The following is a 17,701-nucleotide window of genomic DNA, read 5'->3' as shown; positions in this document are numbered from 1 at the left end:
CGTCCCGCGCGCCCGTTCTTGCCGTGTGCGGCGAGTTTGGAGTACGGGATCCCGCCCGCCCTCGAGCAGCGCGGGCGTGACCTGCCAGGCCATGTTCGGGCTCGCTTACACCCCGGCCGAGGAGGCCTTCCGCGCCGAACTGCGCGCCTGGCTCGCGGCCCACCTGCCGCGCGAGGCGGTCCCCGAGGACGACGCGGAGCGGCGCCGCTTCCAGCGCACCTGGCAGCGCGCGCTCGCGGCGGGCGGCTGGGTCGGCATCCAGTGGCCGCGCGCGCACGGCGGGCGGGGCGCGACCCTCCGCGAGCAGGTCATCTTCACCGAGGAGATGGCGCGCGCGCGCGCGCCGGACATCCTCGATCCGGTGAGCGTCAACATCGTCGGCCCCACGCTCATCCGCTTCGGCACCCCGGCGCAGCAGGCCCGCTGGCTGCCGCCCATCCTCCCCGCCGACCAGGTCTGGTGCCTCGGCTTCTCGGAGCCGAATGCGGGCTCCGACCTGGCCTCGCTCCGCTGCAGGGCGGTGCGCGACGGGAACGCCTGGGTGGTGAGCGGGCAGAAGGTGTGGTCGAGCAAGGCGCACTTCGCCGACTGGGGCCTGCTCCTCGTGCGCACCGACCCCGAGGCGCCCAGGCACAGGGGCATCAGCTGCCTGGTCGCCGACATGCGCACGCCGGGCATCACCTGGCGGCCGCTCGTGCAGCTGAGCGGCCGCTCGGAGTTCAACGAGCTCTTTCTCGAGGAGGTGCGCGTGCCGGCCGAGAACGTCGTCGGCCCGATCAACGGCGGCTGGCCGATCATCCGCGGCGCACTCGCCCACGAGCGCGGCACGCTCTGGGCCTTCGACTTCAAGGTGCGGCTCCAGAACGGCTCGCGCGCGCTCGCCGACCTCTACCGGGGCGGCCGCGAGCGGGGACGGGCCGACCTCGCTGCCTTCCGCCAGCGGGTCGCGCAGGCCTGGATCGAGGCGGAGGTGTTCGGCGCGCACACCCTCCGCATCCTGCCGCGCCTCCACGCCGCGGGCGACGCGCCGCCCGAGGCCGCGCTCCAGAAGCTCTTCGGGAGCGAGATCCAGCAGCGCGCGGCGGAGCTCATGCTGGCGCTCACGGGTCCCTACGCACAGCTCGGGCACGATCCCCGCGCGCCGGGCCGGGGCAGCTGCGCGGAGGCCTATCTCTACTCGCGCTCGGTCACCATCTCGTCGGGCACCTCGGAGGTGCTGCGCAACCTGCTCGCCGAGCAGGCCCTCGGCCTGCCCCGCGGCAGCTGACAGCGGAGGAGTTCCCATGGCAACGCGAGTCGTCGACAGCGACGCCCACGTGATCGAGGGCCCGGAGCTGATGGCCGAGCTCCTCGCCCGCTTCCCCGAAAAGATCCGCATGGCGCGCCCGGACGAGGAGGGCGCGGCGCTCGTGATCGAGGGCCGGCGTTACCCCAACGCGTCCGGGCCCGGGGCGGGCTGCCACGCGAAGCACGGCCTGTGCGTCGACCGGGGCGCCAACCCCTTCAGCGCCGAGGGCGTGATGCGCGACGCCGACCGCGAGGGGATCGACGCCATGGTCTTCTTCCCGAGCGCCGCGCTCGGCCTGCCGGCCTTCACCGACCACGCCTTCGCCGCCGAGTTCGCGCGCCTCTACAACCGCTGGCTCGCCGGTTACTGCCGGCAGTTCCCGCACCGCATGTTCGGCGTCGGTCTGGTCCCGATCGAGGACGTGGCGACGTCCGTCCGCATCATGCGCGAGGCCCGGGAGCTCGGCCTGGTCGCGATCATGGTCCCCGCCGTCCTCCGCACCCGGAACCTGGACCATGCCGACCTGGAGCCCTTCTACGCCGCCGCCGCGGAGCTGGAGATACCGCTCGGCATCCACGGCGCTCCCGGCATCCACCTCCCGCCGCTCGGGGCCGAGCGCTTCGACAACTACCTCCAGGTGCACGTGGTGAGCTTCCCCTTCGACATGATGGTCGCGACCACCGCGCTCGTCCTGGGGGGCGTCTTCGAGCGGCACCCGCGGCTGCGCGTCGCGCTCCTCGAGTCGGGCGTGGGCTGGGTGCCCTACTTCTTCGACCGGATGGACGAGCACGTGGAGAAGCGTGGCCGCTTGACGCCCGAGTGCAGGCGCGAGCCGCGCGAGTACCTGGCGCGCGGGCAGCTCTACGTGAGCTGCGAGCCCGAGGAGAGCGCGCTTCCCTTCGTCACCCAGGCGCTCGGGGCGCACTTCGTCATGTACGCGAGCGACTATCCGCACTGGGACAGCGACTTCCCGAACTCGACGCGGGGGCTCCGCGAGCGCACCGACCTGGCACCCGAGGTGAAGGCACGCATCATGGGCGCGAACGCGGCCGAATTCTACCGGCTGCCGGCCTGAGCATGGCGGACGACGACCTCGGCGCCCGGCTCGAGCGCTTCGTCGGCGAGCGGCTCGGCGCGCCCGTGCGCGTGACGCACCTCGAGCGCTCGACCGAGGGCTTCTCGCAGGAGACCTTCGTCTTCGACGTCGAGGTGGGACGCGAGCGGCGCGGCTACGTCGCCAAGCGGGAGCCCGTGGCCGGCGTGCTCGAGCCCTACGACCTCGAGCCCGAGTTCCGCGTCCTGCACGCGCTCTCCGACGACCCGCTGCCGTCCCCGCCCACCCCGTGGTTCACCCGCGACCCGGCCGTGCTCGGGCGGCCCTTCTACGTGATGGAGCGCCTCCCCGGCGAGGTGCCGATCCCCGCCGCGCGCGCCGACGGCTCGGGTCCGTTCGACGACGCCGAGCGCGCGGCGCTCGGTCCCCAGGTCGCGCGTGCGCTCGCGCGCCTCCATGCGATCGACTGGCGGGCGCACGGCTTCCAGTTCCTGGGCGCGCCGCGCCGCGGCCGCGAGGTCGCCGAGCGCGAGCTCGCACGCTGGGAGGAGCGCGCCCGGCGGAGCGGGCTTCCCGTCGACCCGCCGCTCGCCGAGGCGCTCCTCTGGTGTCGCCGCCACGCGCCCGCGACCGACGAGATCACGCTCGTGCACGGCGACTACCGCCTGGGGAACTTCCTCGTCGTGCGCGGGGCCGATGGCGCGCATCTCGCCGGCATCCTCGACTGGGAGCTCGTCCACCTGGGCGACCCGCTCGAGGACGTCGCCTGGTGCGCGTCGCCGCTCTGGCGTGCGGGGACGCCGTACGCCTCCGCGCTGCTCCCGCCCGAGGAGTTCGTGGCGCGCTGGGCCGCGGCCTCGGGCCGCGCGGCCGACCCCGAGCGCCTGCGCTACTACGAGGTGCTCACCTTCGTCAAGATGATCGCCATCATGCTGAGCGGCCTGGACGTCTTCGCGAGCGGCCGTACGACCGATCTGCGCCTGGCGATCTTCGACCACCAGCTTCCCTTTCTGCATCTCCTCCTCGGCATGACGCGCGGCTGGCTCGCCGGAGCGCCGGCATGACGATCCCCGTCGAGACCCTGATCGACGGCCTGGTCAGGACGCTGACCGACGCCGTCCTGCCCGACGTGACGAGCCGCTTCGCGCGCGGCCAGCTCTTCGCCGTCGTCGACGTGCTGCGCAACCTGCGCGACCGCGTCGAGGTGAAGGCCGTACTCCACGAGGCGGAGGCGGCCTCGGCCGCGGCGGCGCTCGAGCGCGCGGCGGCCGCGCTCGGGCAGGGCGCCGCGGCGGCGCGCATCGCCGCGGCGCTCGCCGCGGCGCCCGCCGGCCCGCCGGCCGCGCGCGCCGCGGCGCTGCGCGCCGCGCTCGTCACCGCGCTCGAGGCGATCGACGCCCTCCCGCCCGACACGGCGGTCGCCCCGCGCACCGCCGTCGCCGAGCACCTGGCCGCCCAGACGATGCGCGACGTCGCGGTCCTCAAACCATCGCTCCTCGGCGAGATCTCGAAAGGCTGACGCCATGCTCACCGCCTTCGACGACTACCTCATCCACCAGACGCCCGAGCCGGTTGCGCACCCCGGGACCGGCGACCGGAACTTCTACGACCGCCATTTCTTCAACGGGTTCTCGCGCGAGGGCGACCTCTTCTTCGGCGCCGCCCTCGGCCTCTACCCGAACCGGCGCGTCATGGACGCGGCCTTCACCGTGATCCGCGACGGTCGCCAGCAGTCGGTGCACGCCTCGCGTCTCGCGCCCGCCGAGCGCGGCGAGACGCGGGTCGGGCCGATCGCGATCGAGGTGGTGGAGGCACTCCGCACGCTCCGCGTGCGCGTCGCGCCGAACGACTTCGGCCTCGAGGCGGACCTGGTCTTCCGCGCCCGCGGCCCGGTGCTCGAGGAGCCGCGCTTCACCGCGCGGGTCGAGAGCCGGCTCTTCATAGACACGACGCGCCTCACGCAGTTCGGCCTCTGGGAAGGGACGATCAACGCCGCCGGCGCCCGGCTCGCGCTCGCGCCCCTGCGCGCGCTCGGCGTGCGCGACCGCTCGTGGGGCGTACGCCCGGTGGGCGAGCCCGAGGGCGGCGCGCCGGGCCTGCCGCCGCAGTTCTTCTGGCTCTGGGCCCCGCTCCACTTCGACGACCTGTGCACGCACTGCGGCGTCAACGAGGATGCGGAGGGGCGGCCGTCGCACGCCGCCGGCAGCGTGCTCCGCCTGGGCGACGGCGCCGTCGAGCCCGTCGCCGCCGTCGCGCACCGCGTGCGCTGGCAGCCCGGCACGCGCCGGGCGGCCGCGGCGGAGATCATCCTCACCCCCCACCGCGGCGAGCGGCTCGAGATCTCGCTCGAGCCCCTCTTGACCGCGCAGATGTGCGGCCTCGGTTACCTCCACCCCGAGTGGGGCCACGGCATGTGGAAGGGCGAGCTCGCGGTCGGGGGTGAGAGCTGGCCCCTCACCGACCTGGACCCCATGGAGCCGCGCCATCTCCACGTGCAGCAGGTCTGCCGCGCGCGATTGGGGGAGCGCCAGGGGATCGGCGTCCTCGAGCAGCTCGTGCTCGGCCCGCACCTGCCCTCGGGCTTCACGTCGATCCTGGACCCCGCCGCATGAGGTGCGCGCTCCTCCTCCACACCCAGCGTGTGGACCTGGGCGCCGAGTTCGTGAGCGCCCCGGGGGTGGCCGAGATCGCGCGCGCCGCCGAGCATGCCGGCTTCGACGCGGTCGCGGTGACCGACCATCCCTTCCCGCACGACGAGTGGATGCGTTCGGGTGGCCATCACGCGCTCGATCCCTTCGTCGCCCTCTCCTTCGCCGCCGCGGCGACGGCGCGCATCCGGCTCCTCACCTTCATCTACGTGCTGCCGTACCGGAACCCCTTCCTCTCGGCGAAGGCGGCCGCGAGCCTCGACGTCCTCTCCGGCGGCCGCTTCGTCTTCGGCGTGGCCGCGGGCTACCTGGAGCCCGAGTTCGCGGCGCTCGGCGTGCCCTTCGAGGAGCGCGACGACCTCGCCGACGAGGCGATCCGCGCCATGAAGGCCGCGTGGAGCGTGGAGCACGTCCACTTCGAGGGGAGGCACTTCGTCGCCCGGGGCCACACGGCGCTGCCGCGCCCGGTGCAGGAGCCGCACCCGCCCATCTGGGTCGGGGGCAACAGCCGGCGCGCCATCCGGCGCGCCGTCCTGCTGGGCGACGGCTGGATGCCGATCTTCAACCCCGCCGCGCACGCGAGCCGGCGGCGCACGCCGGCCATCGAGTCGGCGGCCGACGTGCGCGAGCGGCTCGCCTACGCGGCCCAGGTCGCGCGCGCCGCCGGCCGCACCCGGCCGCTCGAGGTCGCCATCACGGCCCGCGGCCTCGGCGCCTTCGGCACTCCGCGCTTCGACCGTGACGCGTTCCTGGCCGACGTGGCCGAGCTCGGCGCCGCCGGCGTCACCTACCTGAACGTCAACCTCCCCGCCGCCTCGCGCGCCGAGCACGCCGAGCGCATCGCGCGCTACGGCGACGACGTCCTCCCGCGCCTTCCCTGACGGAGGGAAACGCCATGCCGCAGCAGGTGCCCGAGTTCCGGTTCAGCGACGACGCCCTCCGGCTCCGCCAGTTCCTCTACGAGTACTGGTGCGCGCACGGCCACGGCCCGAACCTGCGCGCGGCCCACGCGGCGACGGGCCTCCCGCGCGTGCGGCTGATCGAGGTCTACCGCGAGCTCGACCTGGGCCTCATCTGCACCGTCGACCACGCCACCCAGAGCTGCAACCTCTTGAAACTGCAGCCCTTCTCGAGCTACCCGAGCCAGGTCGAGGTGTTCGTCGACGGCAGGTTCCACGGCTTCGCCGGCTGCGCCATGGAGTCGGTCGCGCTCTCGCGCATGCCGCCCTTCGCGGGCAAGGAGGTGCGCCTCGAGTCCTACTGCGCGTGCTGCCTCGCGCCGGTCACGCTCGTCACGCGCGACGGCGAGGTGCTGTCGCACACACCCCCGTCCGTCCTGATCCACGTGAGCACGAGCCCGCGCGAGTGGAACACGACCAACATCATCTCCATGTGCGACAGCATGAACTACGTGGCCGACGCCGCGCACGCCGACGCCTACGAGCGGCAGATCTGCCGCCGCGGCGTCCTCTTCACGCTCGAGCAGGCGCGGCGTTTCGTCGCCGACACGGCGGCGAACCGCATGTGGCGCTACGACTGGCCGCCCGCGCGCGTCCAGCCCGAGCGCATCATCGCCGGCATCAAGGCGCTCGGGGTGGACGTGTCGAGCTGGGGAGGATAGCTCCCGACGCGTCGCGCCGGAGAAAGATCGCGTTCAGCCGGTCCTCGTAGACGAGCTGCCAGTCGGGCGCGGTGCGCAGCAGTGCCGTGCACTGGGCGCCCAGGTCGACCACGGCGGCCGTCACGCCGTACTTCTCGAGAACCTTCCTCCAGCCCCTCTGCCCGTAGAAGACGCGAAAGTACCGGCCCATCATGAAGTCGTCGCCGTAGACGGCATTGCGGTCGTCGACGAAGACCCGCAGCCCCGGCCAGAAGCGATAGATGAGCGAGCCGCCCAGGTCGTCGGTGTTGAACGACCGGCCGAACCGGTCTCTGTGCGCCGCGATGAACTCCGCCGCCCCACGGCTGAGCTGGAGGTCATCGAGCGTGTGCGGAAGCCGCAGGACGCCCGCCAGGGCAAGCGCCACGAAGAGCGCGCACACGGCGGGAAAGTAGACGAGCGGCGAGCGCAGCGCCGCCTGCTCGCGCGCGATCTCCCGCCAGCGCTCACGGAGCGCCGGCTTACGGCTCTCGAGCCAGGGCGTGAGCTCCCGAGCGATGATCGGTGCGGCCACGATGGCGAAGAGGTTCATGTGCCGCACGGAGTGCAGCGCCTGGTGCAGGAAGAAGACGAGCAGCGTCACCTCCACCCACGCGAGCCTCCTCCCCCCGAGCCCGAGGACGACGAGGAGCATCAGGGCGAGCGCCTCGAAGGAGAGCACGGGCACGCTGCCGCCCAGGAAGTCCGGGCTCTGGAACTCGTGGAAGTAGCGAATCGAGCGCAGGCCGAGGTACTCCCGGACGGCGGTGTAGAGCCGCGGGCCGTGGGGGTTCACGAGCGTCGCGAGCCCCATCGCCGCCAGCAGGGCGGCGAGGACGAGCGCCCGCCGCCGTTCCTCGCGATCGCGGAGCACGACGGCGCGCAGCGCCGCCACGCCCGCGAACGTCCCGCCCAGCGCGAAGCCGACGAGGAAGCCGCCGTGCACGTTCGCCCACACGAGCGCGAGGAGCGGCAGCCACCAGAGGGCTCGCGCCGGCAGGCGCCCGGTCTGGAAGTCGTCCAGCCGCTCGAGGACGAGCGCGAAGAACACGTAGGTCACGATGTGGGGGCGCGCGATCGCGTGCGAGCAGAGCACCAGGTACGCGAGCACCGTGAGCCCGAGCGCCGGCGCCAGGCCCGCACCGATGCGCAGCGCGCGGCGGAAGACGAGCGCAGGGATGAACGCGTAGACGAGCGCGGAGACGGTTGCGAAGAGCGGCAGGCCGCCCAGCCGGACGAGGAGCGCACTCGTCGCGTCGAAGAGCCAGGACTGGTCGATCCACGGGTGGCCGGCGGCGGTGTACGAGAAGAGGTCGCGCGCCGGAACCGAGCCCGTGTCGAGGATGTAGCGGCCGGTCACGAGGTGCCACCCGGTGCCGGGGTCCTGGAGCAGCCCGCCGGGCCGCCAGAGGCCGAGCGACGGGTGGATCAGGAACACGAACACCGTGAACGGAGGCGCCAGCCAGCGGCGGAGCGGCGACGGCTGCGCGGGCCGACCGCGCGCGCCCGAAGTCACCGCGGCAGCCCGAGCATGCGCTGGGCGATCAGGTTGCGCTGGATCTCGGAGGTCCCGCCCATGATCGTCTCCGAGCGGGAGTAGAGGTAGGCGCGGCGGCGCTCGTCGTCGAGCACTGCCCACGGCCCGAGCACCTCCATCGCCAGCTCCTGGAGGCGCTGGTCGGTCTCGCTGCCGAGCACCTTCTCGATCGAGCTCTCCACACCCGGCTGCCCCGTGCGCAGGAGGCGCGTCAGGCTCCGGTAGCCGACCAGGCGGAGCAGCTCCACCTCGATGTGCGCCTGCGCGAGCCGCTGGCGGTATCCCGGGTCCGCGAGCGCCCGGCGCGCGGCCGGGTGCGCGCGCGCGTCCCTCACCAGCCGCTCGAGGCTCCGCCGGATCTGGCGCTGGAAGGTGAAGGTCCACACCGGGCCGCGCTCGTGCGCGAGGATGCCCATCGCGATCTGCCAGCCGGCGCCGGGCGCGCCCACCATCATCTCGGCCGGCACGGGCACGTCCTCGAAGAAGACCTCCGAGAACTCCGCGTCGCCCGTGATCTGCTTCAAGGGGCGTACGGTGATGCCCGGGCTCCTCATGTCGACGAGGAGCAGGCTCAGGCCGTGGTGCTTCGGCGCCTCGGGCTCGGTGCGGCAGAGGAGGAAGCACCAGTCGGCGACGTCGGCGTAGCTGGTCCACACCTTCTGGCCGTTCACGACGAAGGCGTCGCCCCGCCGCTCGCCCCGCGTGCGCAGCGCGCCCAGGTCCGAGCCGGCGCCGGGCTCGGAGAAACCCTGGCACCAGAGGTCGTCGCCGGAGAGGAGTCGCGTGAGGAAGCGTCGGCGCTGCGCTTCCGTCCCGTGGCGGAGGATGGCCGGCCCGATCAGGTCGACGTAGGCGCCGGCGGCGGGCCGCGGCGCGCCCACGCGGTCGAGCGCCTCCTCGAAGAGCCAGCGCTCGATGACCGTCGCGCCGCGGCCGCCGTGCTCGCGCGGCCAGGAGATCGCCGCCCAGCCGCCCTCGTGGAGCCTCCGCTGCCAGGCGCGCGCGATCGCGAGCCAGAGCGAATCGTCGCCGCGCGACCAGCAGTGGTCACGGCGCCAGGCGGGCGGCACGTTCGCCTCGAGCCAGGCACGCGCCTCCTCGGCGAAAGCGAGCTCGCGCGCGGAGAACGAGAAGTCCATGCGGCCCTGCTTGGTAGCATTCGCGCCCGCGTTTTGACACAGCTGCGGGGTCCGGTTAAGCGCCGAGCGGTGCCGAGCGAGCCCCAGCCTGCCGACCGCTACGTGCGCGTCGGCGACCTCCGCTTCCACTACCTCGAGTTCGCCGGGGACGGTCCGCCGCTCGTCTTCCTCCACGCGACCGGCTTCCACGCCTGGCTCTGGCTGCCGTACGCCCGCCGCTTCGCGGCGACCCATCATGTCCTCGCCCTCGACCAGCGCGGCCATGGCGAGAGCGACAAGCCGCCGACGGGCTACCGCTGGGAGGCGTTCGGCGCCGACCTGAAGGGCTTCCTCGATGTGCTCGGCCTGGACGGTGTGCGTGCCGTCGGCCACTCGAAGGGCGCCACCGCGATGGCGGCGTCAGCCGCCGCCGGGACGCGGCGGCTCGCGCGCGCCGTCCTGATCGAGCCGGTGCTCGTCTCCGCCCCTCACGTCACCGAGCCCGCGTGGGACAACCCGCTCGCCGCGGGCGCGCGCAAGCGTCGCAACGTGTGGCCGAGCCGGGAGGTGATGTTCGCCTCGCTGCGAGGGCGCATGCCCTTCGAGACCTGGGAGGAGGAGTTCGTCCGCCTCTACGTCGATCACGGCGTGGCGGACCGTCCCGACGGCCAGGTCGAGCTCCGCTGTCCGGGCGAGATCGAGGCGCAGGTCTACGCGCACGCGCCCATGACCGACGGCTTCGCGTTGCTCGAGCGCCTGGCCGTGCCGACGCTCGTCATCCGCGGCGAGCGGAGCCCCGGCTTCGGTGCCACCGAGGCCGACGAGGCGATCCGCCGGCTACCGGCGGGCACGCTCCGCACCGTCGCCGGCGCGGGCCACTTCGCGCCCATGGAGCGGCCGGCGGAGGTCGGCGACGCGATCGCGGGCTTCCTCGGCTGACCCCCCGTCACCGTGCTAAGACACGCGCCGACGATGGCGGCGGTCCTGCCTCCCCTCATCGCGGCCGGCGGCTTCGGGCTGTACTTCCTCACCTCCTTTCGCCTCGCGCGCTATCGACGCATTTTCTCTCCGACCCCCACGGGACGCTCATGGACGCCCTCCACGTCCGCCACTGTGACGGCATGCCGCCGCCGTTCGTGACCGGCCGGCCGACCGACGGCCGCGACCTCCTGTCGACGACCTTCCTCCTCGACGAGGAGGGTGTGATCCGCTGGGTCCACCGGCCCGACACCTACCGCGTCCGCGCTCCCGCCCGGGACGTCCTGCGGGCGATCGATGCGCTCGCATGAGCGCGCCGCTCACGCGCCGCGCGGATCTCGTGCGGGACCAGCTCGCCCACCCGCCGCACGGCACGCGCCGGCCGCCCGGCACCGCGCCGCCCGTCCGCCTCGGCGTGAGCGGCAGCGGCGTCGAGCTCCTCGTCCTCGCCTGGTCGGCCGCCGACCTCGCACGCGAGCGCGCGGCGGGGACGCGGCTTCTCACCCGGCTCGGCGTGGCCCCCGGCATGCGGGTCGCGAACACACTCCCGGGCGCGCTCGCCACCCCGGGCTCGCTCCTCCTCGGCGACGTGGTCGAGGAGCTGGGCGCGCTCGACGTGCCGCTCGGGCAAGTCGACGGCGCCGCGGCGGCGCGGCAGGCGTGGGAGCTCATCGACCGCGTCACGCCCGACGTGACCGTCCTCGACGACGCCTCGGCCGCGCCGTTTCTCGCCGCCGCGCCGCCTGCGGAGCGTCCCTGGTGGCGCGGCATCGTGTGGCTCCGCGTCGGCGCCCGCACCGCACGCGCCGCCGCAGCGCCGGCGGCGGGCTTCTGCGGCTGGCAGCGCGAGTGGCTCGCCGTGCCCGAGGTGACGAGCTTCGTCGCGGGCACGTGCACCGCCGGGCGCTTCCATGTCGACGACGGGGTGGTGGCCGAGATCGCCGACGGCGTGCTCGTGCTGACGGCGCGGGGCCTCGACACGTCGCTCCAGCGCTACGCGAGCGACGTGCCGGCGCGCCTCGCTGCCGGGCCCTGCCCGTGCGGCGCGGCCGGAACCGTCCTGGAGGTCCCATGAAGCGCACGCTCCCCCACGGCCTCCCCTTCGCCCCCGTCAAGGTCGGCGTGCTCATCGACATCGACATGGGCACGAAGGAGGATTTCCTCGCCACGCTGCGCCTGGGCTTCGACGAGGCGCTCGAGGAGGGGGTCGTCACCCGCGCCGTCGAGCTGGTGGTAAAGGAAGCGATCGGGCTTCCCCGCCTCGAGGCGAAGAACACGATCGACGGCTACCTGGAGCTGGTGCGGGAGGGCGTGCTCTGCGTCATCGGGCCGCTCATCACGGATAATTCGCTTGCCCTCGCTCCGATCATCGACCAGGCCGGCGTGCCCGCCGTCACCTGGACGGGCACCGACCGCTACCACGGCGAGTTCTGCTTCAACCTGGGCAACGGCGGGCTCGCCGAGGAGGCGGCGATGATGGCGGCGTGGATCCGCCGCCAGGGCCACCGGACGGTCGGCATGATCCACGAGCTGAGCCCCGGCGGCGTCGAGTACGCGTCCAACTTCCGCTACTACGCCGCGCGCGCGGGCCTGGACGTCCTGATCGAGGCCTACACGACGCAGGTGCCCGAGGACCTGGAGGGCTTGCTGCGCAAGGTTCGCGACCAGCGCCCCGACTGCCTCGCGTATCTCGGCTACGGCTACCCGACCATCCTGATGGGTCCGATGTTCGAGCGTCTCGCCTGGAACCCGCCGCGCATCATGACCAGCGCCTTCCAGTTCTGCTACGCGAAGCCCGAGTGGATGGCGGCGCTCGAGGGCTGGCACGGCATCGACCAGATGTGCGAGCAGAACCCGCGCCTGCAGCCGATGCTCGACCGCTTCGCCGCCCGCCACGGCAAGCGCCGCGACCACACCGTCACCGCCCTCAGCTACGACACCGCGCGCCTGATCGCCGAGGGCCTCGCGCGCGCGCCGCTGCTCACGCCGCGCGGCGTGAAGGAGGGCCTCGAGAAGGTGCGCCTGCTCCCGGCCGTCAACGGCGGGCCGCGCACCCACATGAGCCTCGGGCCGTACGACCACAAGGCCTACAAGGGCGACTGGCTGGTGATCCGGCGGATCGAGGGCGGCCGGACCGTGTTCGTGGGATTGCACGAGCTCGGGTAGGGAAGCGAAGCTCTCTTGACCGTCCGTGCGCGCGGCGGCTACAGCCCTGCACGGATGGTGTCTCTCCTGCCGACGTCGCCGGCGCTCCTCCGCCTGCAGGCAGAGCGCCGCGGCCCGGCGGGCGGCCTCTTCTTCGCGGGCCGGCACGTGTCCTGGGGCGAGCTCGCCCGGGCGGCCGAGGACCTCGCGCGCTGGCTCGCGCGCCGCGGCGTCGGCGCCGGGCAGCACGTGGGCGTCCTGGCGGCCAACGAGCCCGCGCTGGTCGCGATGCTCTACGCGCTCTGGGGCCTCGGTGCGGTTGCGGTGCCGATCGGCGTGCGGGCGACGGCCGCGGAGGCGGCGCGGCTGCTCGCGCACGCGCGCGCGAGCAGCCTGCTGGCCGATTCGGCGCACGCCGCGCTCGCGCGCGAGGCCGCGGCGGCGGTCGGGATTCCGGCCTGGGCCTGCGCGCCCGCGCCGCCGCTCGCGCCGCGCCTCCTCCGCCGCGGGACGGCGCGCCCGGCTCCGCGCTCGCGGCTCGCCGCGATCGCCTACACCTCGGGCACCACGGGCGCGCCCAAGGGCGTCATGCTGACGCACGAGAACCTCCTCTGGGCCACGCTCGCCTGCGGCCAGGCGCGCGGCGACGCGGCCGACGCGCTCGGCGCCTGCCTGAGCCCACTCACCCACACGCCCGTGCTCGTCTCGCACCTCCTCTGCCGCGTGCTCGCGGGCGCGGGCGCCGTCCTGTTCGAGCGCTTCGATCTCGCCACGGTCCTCGACGCCGTCGAGCGCCACGGCATCACCGAGCTGCCGCTCATCGGCGGCATGGTGTTCGACGTCGTGCACGCAGGGAGCGTGCCCGCCGCCGTGCGGCGGACGGTGCGCAAGGTGAGCGTCGGCGGGGCGCCCACGCCGATGGAGGCCAAGCGCGCGCTCGCGGACATCTTCGCCGGCGCCGAGATCATCGAGGCCTACGGCCAGACCGAGTCGACCGACGGGGTCACGATGGCGCGCGGCCCGAGCGTCTTCGAGCGCGAGGGCACGGTCGGCCGCATGAACCCCTACGTCGCCGTCGCGGTGGCGCGCGGCGACGGCACGCTCGCGGCGCCCGGCGAGGAGGGCGAGATCGTGATCGGCGGGCCGACGGTGATGGCGGGCTACTACCGCGACCGTGCCGCGACGGCGGCGGCGCTGCGTGACGGCTGGCTGCGCACCGGCGACCTCGGGCGGCGCGACGAGGATGGCTGGTTCTTCCTCACCGGGCGCCTGAAGGACGTCATCATCACCGGGGGCGAGAACGTGTCGCCCGCCGAGGTGGAGGACGTGCTGCGCACGCATCCCGACGTGGCCGACGTGGCGGTGATCGGCACGCGGCATCCCCGCTGGGGCGAGCAGGTGACGGCGGTGGTCGTGCCGCGCGCGGGCGCCGCCCCCGACCCCGCCGTGCTCGCCGCCTTCGCCGGCACGCGGCTGGCCGGCTTCAAGAAGCCGCGCCGCATCGAGTTCGTGACCGCGCTGCCGCGGAACGCCGCCAACAAGGTCGAGACCGGCCTGCTCCGGCAGCGGTTCGGCGGCTGATGGAGACCCTCGCCGGGCTGCTCGACGCGACCGTCACGCGCTTCCCGGCGCGCGAGGCGCTGGCGTACGCGCCGCACGGCGAGGTGACGGCGCGGCGCACCTGGGGCGAGCTCGCCGCCGAGAGCCGCCGGGCGGCGGCCAGGCTCCGCGCCGCGGGCGCGGGCAGGGGGACGCGCGTCGCCCTCCTCTGCTCGAACCGTCCCGAGTGGCTGCCCATCGCCTTCGGCGCCGCGCGCCTGGGCGCGATCCTGGTGCCGCTCTCGACCCTGTGGACGCGGGACGAGCTGGCCTACGCGCTCGCGCACGCCGACGTCGAGCTGCTCATCATGCTGCCGGGGTTCCTGAAGCACGACTACCTGGCGAGCCTCGCCGGCATCGAGGCGCCGCTGCTCCGGAGCGTCGCGCTCCTCGACGGCAGCGCGCCGGGCACGACGTGCTGGGACGATCTGCCCGCAGCGCACGACGCGTCCGATCCAGCCGTCTCGCCGCGCGATCCCGCTGTCGTCTTCTTCACCTCCGGTACGACGGCGCAGGCAAAGGCCGTCGTGCACTCGCACGGCGCGCTCACCACCTCGGCGCGGCGGATCGCGGACTGCCTCGGCCTCGGGCCCGATGACGCCTGGTGGGGGCACATGCCGCTCTTCTGGAGCGGCGGCTTCGTGATGGGCGCCCTCGCGCAGGTCGCGGCCGGCGGCCGCATCGTGCTGCAGGAGGTGGTGGAGACGGGCGCCTCGCTCGCCCTCCTCGAGCGCGAGGGCTGCACGGTCATGCTCGGGTGGCACCAGGCTGCGCCGCTCCTCGAGCACCCCGACTTCCCCCGCCGGAGGCTCCGCTTGAAGAAGGGCTCCGGCGGCACCCACCCGCTGGCCACGCGTCTCCTCGGCCCCGATCACGTCTCGGTCGGCATGTACGGCATGACCGAGACCGCGACCTGCATCACCTGCGCGCGCTGGGACGATCCCGAGCCGATCCGCACCGGCACGTTCGGGCGGCCGCTCGCGGGCATGGAGCTGCGCATCGTCGACCCCGAGACCCGCACGCCCGTCGCCGCGGGCGAGAGCGGAGAGATCCTGGTGCGCGGTCCGACCCTCATGGAGGGCTACCTGAAGGTTCCGCGCGCCGAGACCTTCGACGCCGACGGCTTCTTTCCGACCGGCGACCTCGGCTACCTGGACGACGCCGGCTGCCTTCACTTCGCGAGCCGCCTGAAGGACGTCATCAAGACGGCGGGCGTCAACGTCGCCGCGAGCGAGGTGGAGGAGGCGCTCGCGCGCCATCCCGCGGTGCGCGCGGCGCACGTGGTGGGCGTGCCCGACCCGGTGCGCGGCGAGAACGTGGCGGCCTTCGTCGTCCTCGCGCCGGGCGCGGCGGCCGCCGCCGAGGAGCTGCGTGACTTCTGCCGCGCGTCACTCGCCAGCTACAAGGTCCCGCGGCACGTGTTCGTGGTCGAGGACACCGCGCTCCCGCGCACCGGCACGGGCAAGGTCGAGAAGGCGGCGCTCCGGCGCGCGGCCGCGGCACGGCTCGCGGGCTAAGCGCGCGCGGCCCAAGGGTGCGCCGGACGGGAGCGCGCGCTCAGGGCTCGGCGGCGAAGAGCACGAGCGAGCCGACGATGGCGCGGTACGCTTCAAGCTCTTCAGGGCTCGCCGCCGCCTCCGTGTTGAGCGCCGCTGCGAAGCGCTCCGTTCGCCCCCGCCCGGGGCTCACGTAGGTCAGGTACTCGTGGAAGAGGCTCTCGACCGCGAACTCCTTCGCGACGCAGCGATACTCGGGGTGCGACACCTCGAGGTCGCGGAACGCGACCCCGCCGAAGCGCTTGCGATAGTCGTCGATGTCACTCTGCAGGTCCTGAGCCGCGTCGTTGGCCGCGTTCGTGCCGAGCCGCACCATGATCAGGGTGGCACCGCCCCTGAGCGCGTGCTTCGTCTGGTAGAAGAGCACGTGCGCGCCGAAGCGCGAGGCGTGGCCCAGGTCCGCCCGCCACGCGGGCGGCTCCTTCACGCTGAAGGTGAAGCCGTCGCCGCGGACGATGACCCGGTCCGCCTGCCGCTCGGCGCTGGTCGGCGCCGCGAGCGTGAGCAGCACGAGCGCGGCGATCGCGGGCCTCGGCATGCTCAGCGCGCGGGCTCCCACACGGGCAGCGTGACCCGCTCGGTGAGCCGCTCGAAGACGACACGCACCTCCATGCCGAAGGACATCTCGGCCGGCGTCGCGCGCACCATGTAGCCGACCAGGCGCGGACCCTCCTCGACCTCGACCAGCACCATGATGAGCGGCAGCAGGTCGCGGAAGGCGGGCAGGAAGGGCTCGTAGCCGATCACGTAGGAGTAGACGCGGCCCCTCCCGCTCGCCTGGAACCACTCGAGCCGGCCGCCGCCCTTCCAGTACTCGGGCTTCGGTGGCCAGTGCACGCGGCCCGTCGCGCGCTCGCGCTGCAGCATCAGCTTCCCTTCCCGCGCGCCCTCCCAGAACGGCCGCATGACCGGATCGTCGACGTCGGGCAACGGGTAGTCGGGGTGCAGCGCCATCGTCACTCACCGCGCAGCACGAGCGCGCTCGTCGCCACGCCCGAGGCGCCGGTCACGAGCGTCGCCCCGCACCCGGGCACCTGGTTCGACGAGGTGCCGCGGATCTGGCGCACCCCCTCGAGGATCAGGTTGAAGCCGTGCACGTACGCCTCCGAGAGCCCCCCGCCCGAGGTGAGGACAGGGAGCGCGCCGCCCAGCTCGAGACGTCCGCCCTCGGTGAAGGGTCCGCCCTCACCGCGCTTGCAGAAGCCGTAGTCCTCGAGCCCCATGACGACGAGGGGCGTGAACGCATCATAGATCTGTGCGCACGCCATGTCCTTCGGCCGGAGCTGGGAGCGCGCCCAGAGAAGCTCGGCACAGAAGGCGGAGGTGGTCAGCATCGCTGGCGTGTTGTTGTAGTTGGCGAGGTGAACGGGGTTCGGGCCGGAGGCCTGCGCGACCGCGTGCACGAGGGCGGGCTTCTGCCGGAGGTCGCGCGCGCGCTCGACCGAGGTCACGACGCAGGCGAGCGCGCCGTCCGACTCGAGGCAGCAGTCGTAGAGGTGGAGCGGGTGGCCGATCGGCCGCGCGGCGAGATAGGCCGCCATGTCGAGCGGACGGCCGCGCATGAGCGCATGGGGATTTCGCTGCGCGTGCTTGCGGGCGGCGATCGCCACGTTGCCGAAATGCTCGCGCCTGGTCCCGTACTCGTGCATGTGGCGGTGCGCCCACATGCCGATCACGTCGACGGGGCGGATGAGCCCCCACGGGGTGTGGAGCGCCTTGTCGTCCCTCACCAGGACCCTCTCCTGCGCCCAGGGCCGCGCCGTCTTCGCGCCCCGGTTCCGGGCCCGGTGGCAGACGACGGTCGACGCGAGCCCGCTCGCGATCGCGGCGGCGGCGTGCATGACGGTCGCGCACGAGGCGCCCCCGCCATACGAGATCTTGCTCCACCAGCGGAGCCCTTCGACGCCCAGCCGGCGCGCGATCGAGACCTCGTGTGTCGCCTCCATCTCGAGCATGCACATGCCGTCCACGTCCTCGGCCCGGAGGCCGGCGTCGTCGAGCGCGAGCTGGATCGCCTCGACGGCGGTGTCGGAGATGGGGCGGCCGATGTCCTTGGCGAACGGCAGGTGGCCGATGCCGACGATCGCGACCCGGTCCTGGAGGCGGCGGAAGAGGTCGCGGTCGAGGGGGTCGGTCATG

General features: G+C 73.7%; 18 protein-coding genes. 13 read left to right on the top strand and 5 right to left on the bottom strand.

All coding sequences use genetic code 11. The features are described from left to right. The first annotated feature begins 76 nt into the window (after positions 1 to 76). From E6J59_12745 to E6J59_12715, 7 genes are read left to right on the top strand one after another with little or no spacing between them, the layout of a single operon-like run. Positions 77 to 1,267, top strand: a complete 1,191-nt coding sequence (locus E6J59_12745; protein TMB19128.1) for an acyl-CoA dehydrogenase — start codon at positions 77 to 79, stop codon at positions 1,265 to 1,267. Between the two features lie 16 nt (positions 1,268 to 1,283). After that, entirely contained in the window at positions 1,284 to 2,363 is a 1,080-nt protein-coding gene (locus E6J59_12740; protein TMB19127.1) for an amidohydrolase, read from the top strand. Positions 2,364 to 2,365: 2 nt separating this feature from the next. Beyond that, positions 2,366 to 3,406 (top strand): phosphotransferase family protein, encoded by a 1,041-nt coding sequence (locus tag E6J59_12735; protein ID TMB19126.1) that lies wholly within the window; start codon positions 2,366 to 2,368, stop codon positions 3,404 to 3,406. Further along, entirely contained in the window at positions 3,403 to 3,861 is a 459-nt protein-coding gene (locus tag E6J59_12730; GenBank protein TMB19125.1) for a hypothetical protein, read from the top strand. Before E6J59_12735 ends, E6J59_12730 begins: the two co-directional genes overlap by 4 nt. 4 nt (positions 3,862 to 3,865) lie before the next feature. Further along, positions 3,866 to 4,954: a hypothetical protein gene (locus tag E6J59_12725; protein ID TMB19124.1), complete on the top strand. Its 1,089-nt coding sequence runs from the start codon at positions 3,866 to 3,868 to the stop codon at positions 4,952 to 4,954. After that, positions 4,951 to 5,871: a TIGR03619 family F420-dependent LLM class oxidoreductase gene (locus tag E6J59_12720; protein TMB19123.1), complete on the top strand. Its 921-nt coding sequence runs from the start codon at positions 4,951 to 4,953 to the stop codon at positions 5,869 to 5,871. The genes E6J59_12725 and E6J59_12720 overlap by 4 nt, the downstream gene beginning before the upstream one ends. Positions 5,872 to 5,885: 14 nt before the next feature. Beyond that, entirely contained in the window at positions 5,886 to 6,611 is a 726-nt protein-coding gene (locus tag E6J59_12715; GenBank protein ID TMB19122.1) for a hypothetical protein, read from the top strand. On the opposite strand, the gene E6J59_12710 is transcribed toward E6J59_12715, so the two are convergent. After that, entirely contained in the window at positions 6,571 to 8,073 is a 1,503-nt protein-coding gene (locus E6J59_12710) for a hypothetical protein (protein ID TMB19121.1), read from the bottom strand. The genes E6J59_12715 and E6J59_12710 overlap by 41 nt on opposite strands. A gap of 68 nt (positions 8,074 to 8,141) precedes the next feature. Next, entirely contained in the window at positions 8,142 to 9,677 is a 1,536-nt protein-coding gene (locus E6J59_12705; protein ID TMB19120.1) for an acyl-CoA dehydrogenase, read from the bottom strand. Here E6J59_12705 and E6J59_12700 point away from each other — a divergent pair. The 6 genes from E6J59_12700 to E6J59_12675 all read left to right on the top strand — a co-directional run bounded on the left by E6J59_12700 (position 9,189) and on the right by E6J59_12675 (position 15,523). Continuing rightward, on the top strand, positions 9,189 to 10,223 hold the full coding sequence (locus E6J59_12700; GenBank protein TMB19152.1) for an alpha/beta hydrolase: 1,035 nt from the start codon (positions 9,189 to 9,191) through the stop codon (positions 10,221 to 10,223). The two genes, E6J59_12705 and E6J59_12700, sit on opposite strands and share 489 nt — an antisense overlap. Positions 10,224 to 10,372: 149 nt before the next feature. Further along, entirely contained in the window at positions 10,373 to 10,573 is a 201-nt protein-coding gene (locus tag E6J59_12695) for a hypothetical protein (protein ID TMB19119.1), read from the top strand. Next, positions 10,570 to 11,337 carry a hypothetical protein gene (locus E6J59_12690; GenBank protein ID TMB19118.1) on the top strand — a complete coding sequence of 256 codons (768 nt, stop codon included), beginning with the start codon at positions 10,570 to 10,572 and terminating at the stop codon, positions 11,335 to 11,337. The genes E6J59_12695 and E6J59_12690 overlap by 4 nt, the downstream gene beginning before the upstream one ends. Next, a complete protein-coding gene (locus E6J59_12685) occupies positions 11,334 to 12,428 on the top strand; it encodes an ABC transporter substrate-binding protein (protein TMB19117.1) in 1,095 nt (364 codons plus the stop codon). Before E6J59_12690 ends, E6J59_12685 begins: the two co-directional genes overlap by 4 nt. A gap of 54 nt (positions 12,429 to 12,482) precedes the next feature. After that, the gene (locus tag E6J59_12680; protein ID TMB19116.1) at positions 12,483 to 13,988 is read left to right on the top strand and encodes a long-chain fatty acid--CoA ligase; all 1,506 of its coding nucleotides are present in this window, start codon (positions 12,483 to 12,485) and stop codon (positions 13,986 to 13,988) included. Then, positions 13,988 to 15,523, top strand: a complete 1,536-nt coding sequence (locus tag E6J59_12675) for an acyl--CoA ligase (GenBank protein TMB19115.1) — start codon at positions 13,988 to 13,990, stop codon at positions 15,521 to 15,523. Before E6J59_12680 ends, E6J59_12675 begins: the two co-directional genes overlap by 1 nt. Positions 15,524 to 15,563: 40 nt before the next feature. Here E6J59_12675 and E6J59_12670 read toward each other — a convergent pair whose 3' ends face one another. The 3 genes from E6J59_12670 to E6J59_12660 are packed head-to-tail and all read right to left on the bottom strand — an operon-like array spanning position 15,564 to position 17,700. After that, positions 15,564 to 16,100 (bottom strand): hypothetical protein, encoded by a 537-nt coding sequence (locus E6J59_12670; protein TMB19114.1) that lies wholly within the window; start codon positions 16,098 to 16,100, stop codon positions 15,564 to 15,566. A gap of 2 nt (positions 16,101 to 16,102) precedes the next feature. Then, on the bottom strand, positions 16,103 to 16,516 hold the full coding sequence (locus tag E6J59_12665) for a nucleic acid-binding protein (protein ID TMB19113.1): 414 nt from the start codon (positions 16,514 to 16,516) through the stop codon (positions 16,103 to 16,105). Between the two features lie 2 nt (positions 16,517 to 16,518). Further along, positions 16,519 to 17,700: a lipid-transfer protein gene (locus E6J59_12660; GenBank protein TMB19112.1), complete on the bottom strand. Its 1,182-nt coding sequence runs from the start codon at positions 17,698 to 17,700 to the stop codon at positions 16,519 to 16,521. Position 17,701 lies beyond the last annotated feature (1 nt).

This window comes from Deltaproteobacteria bacterium (assembly GCA_005879795.1).
Lineage (GTDB): Bacteria > Desulfobacterota > Binatia > DP-6 > DP-6 > DP-6.
This window is presented reverse-complemented; position numbering and strand designations above follow the sequence as displayed.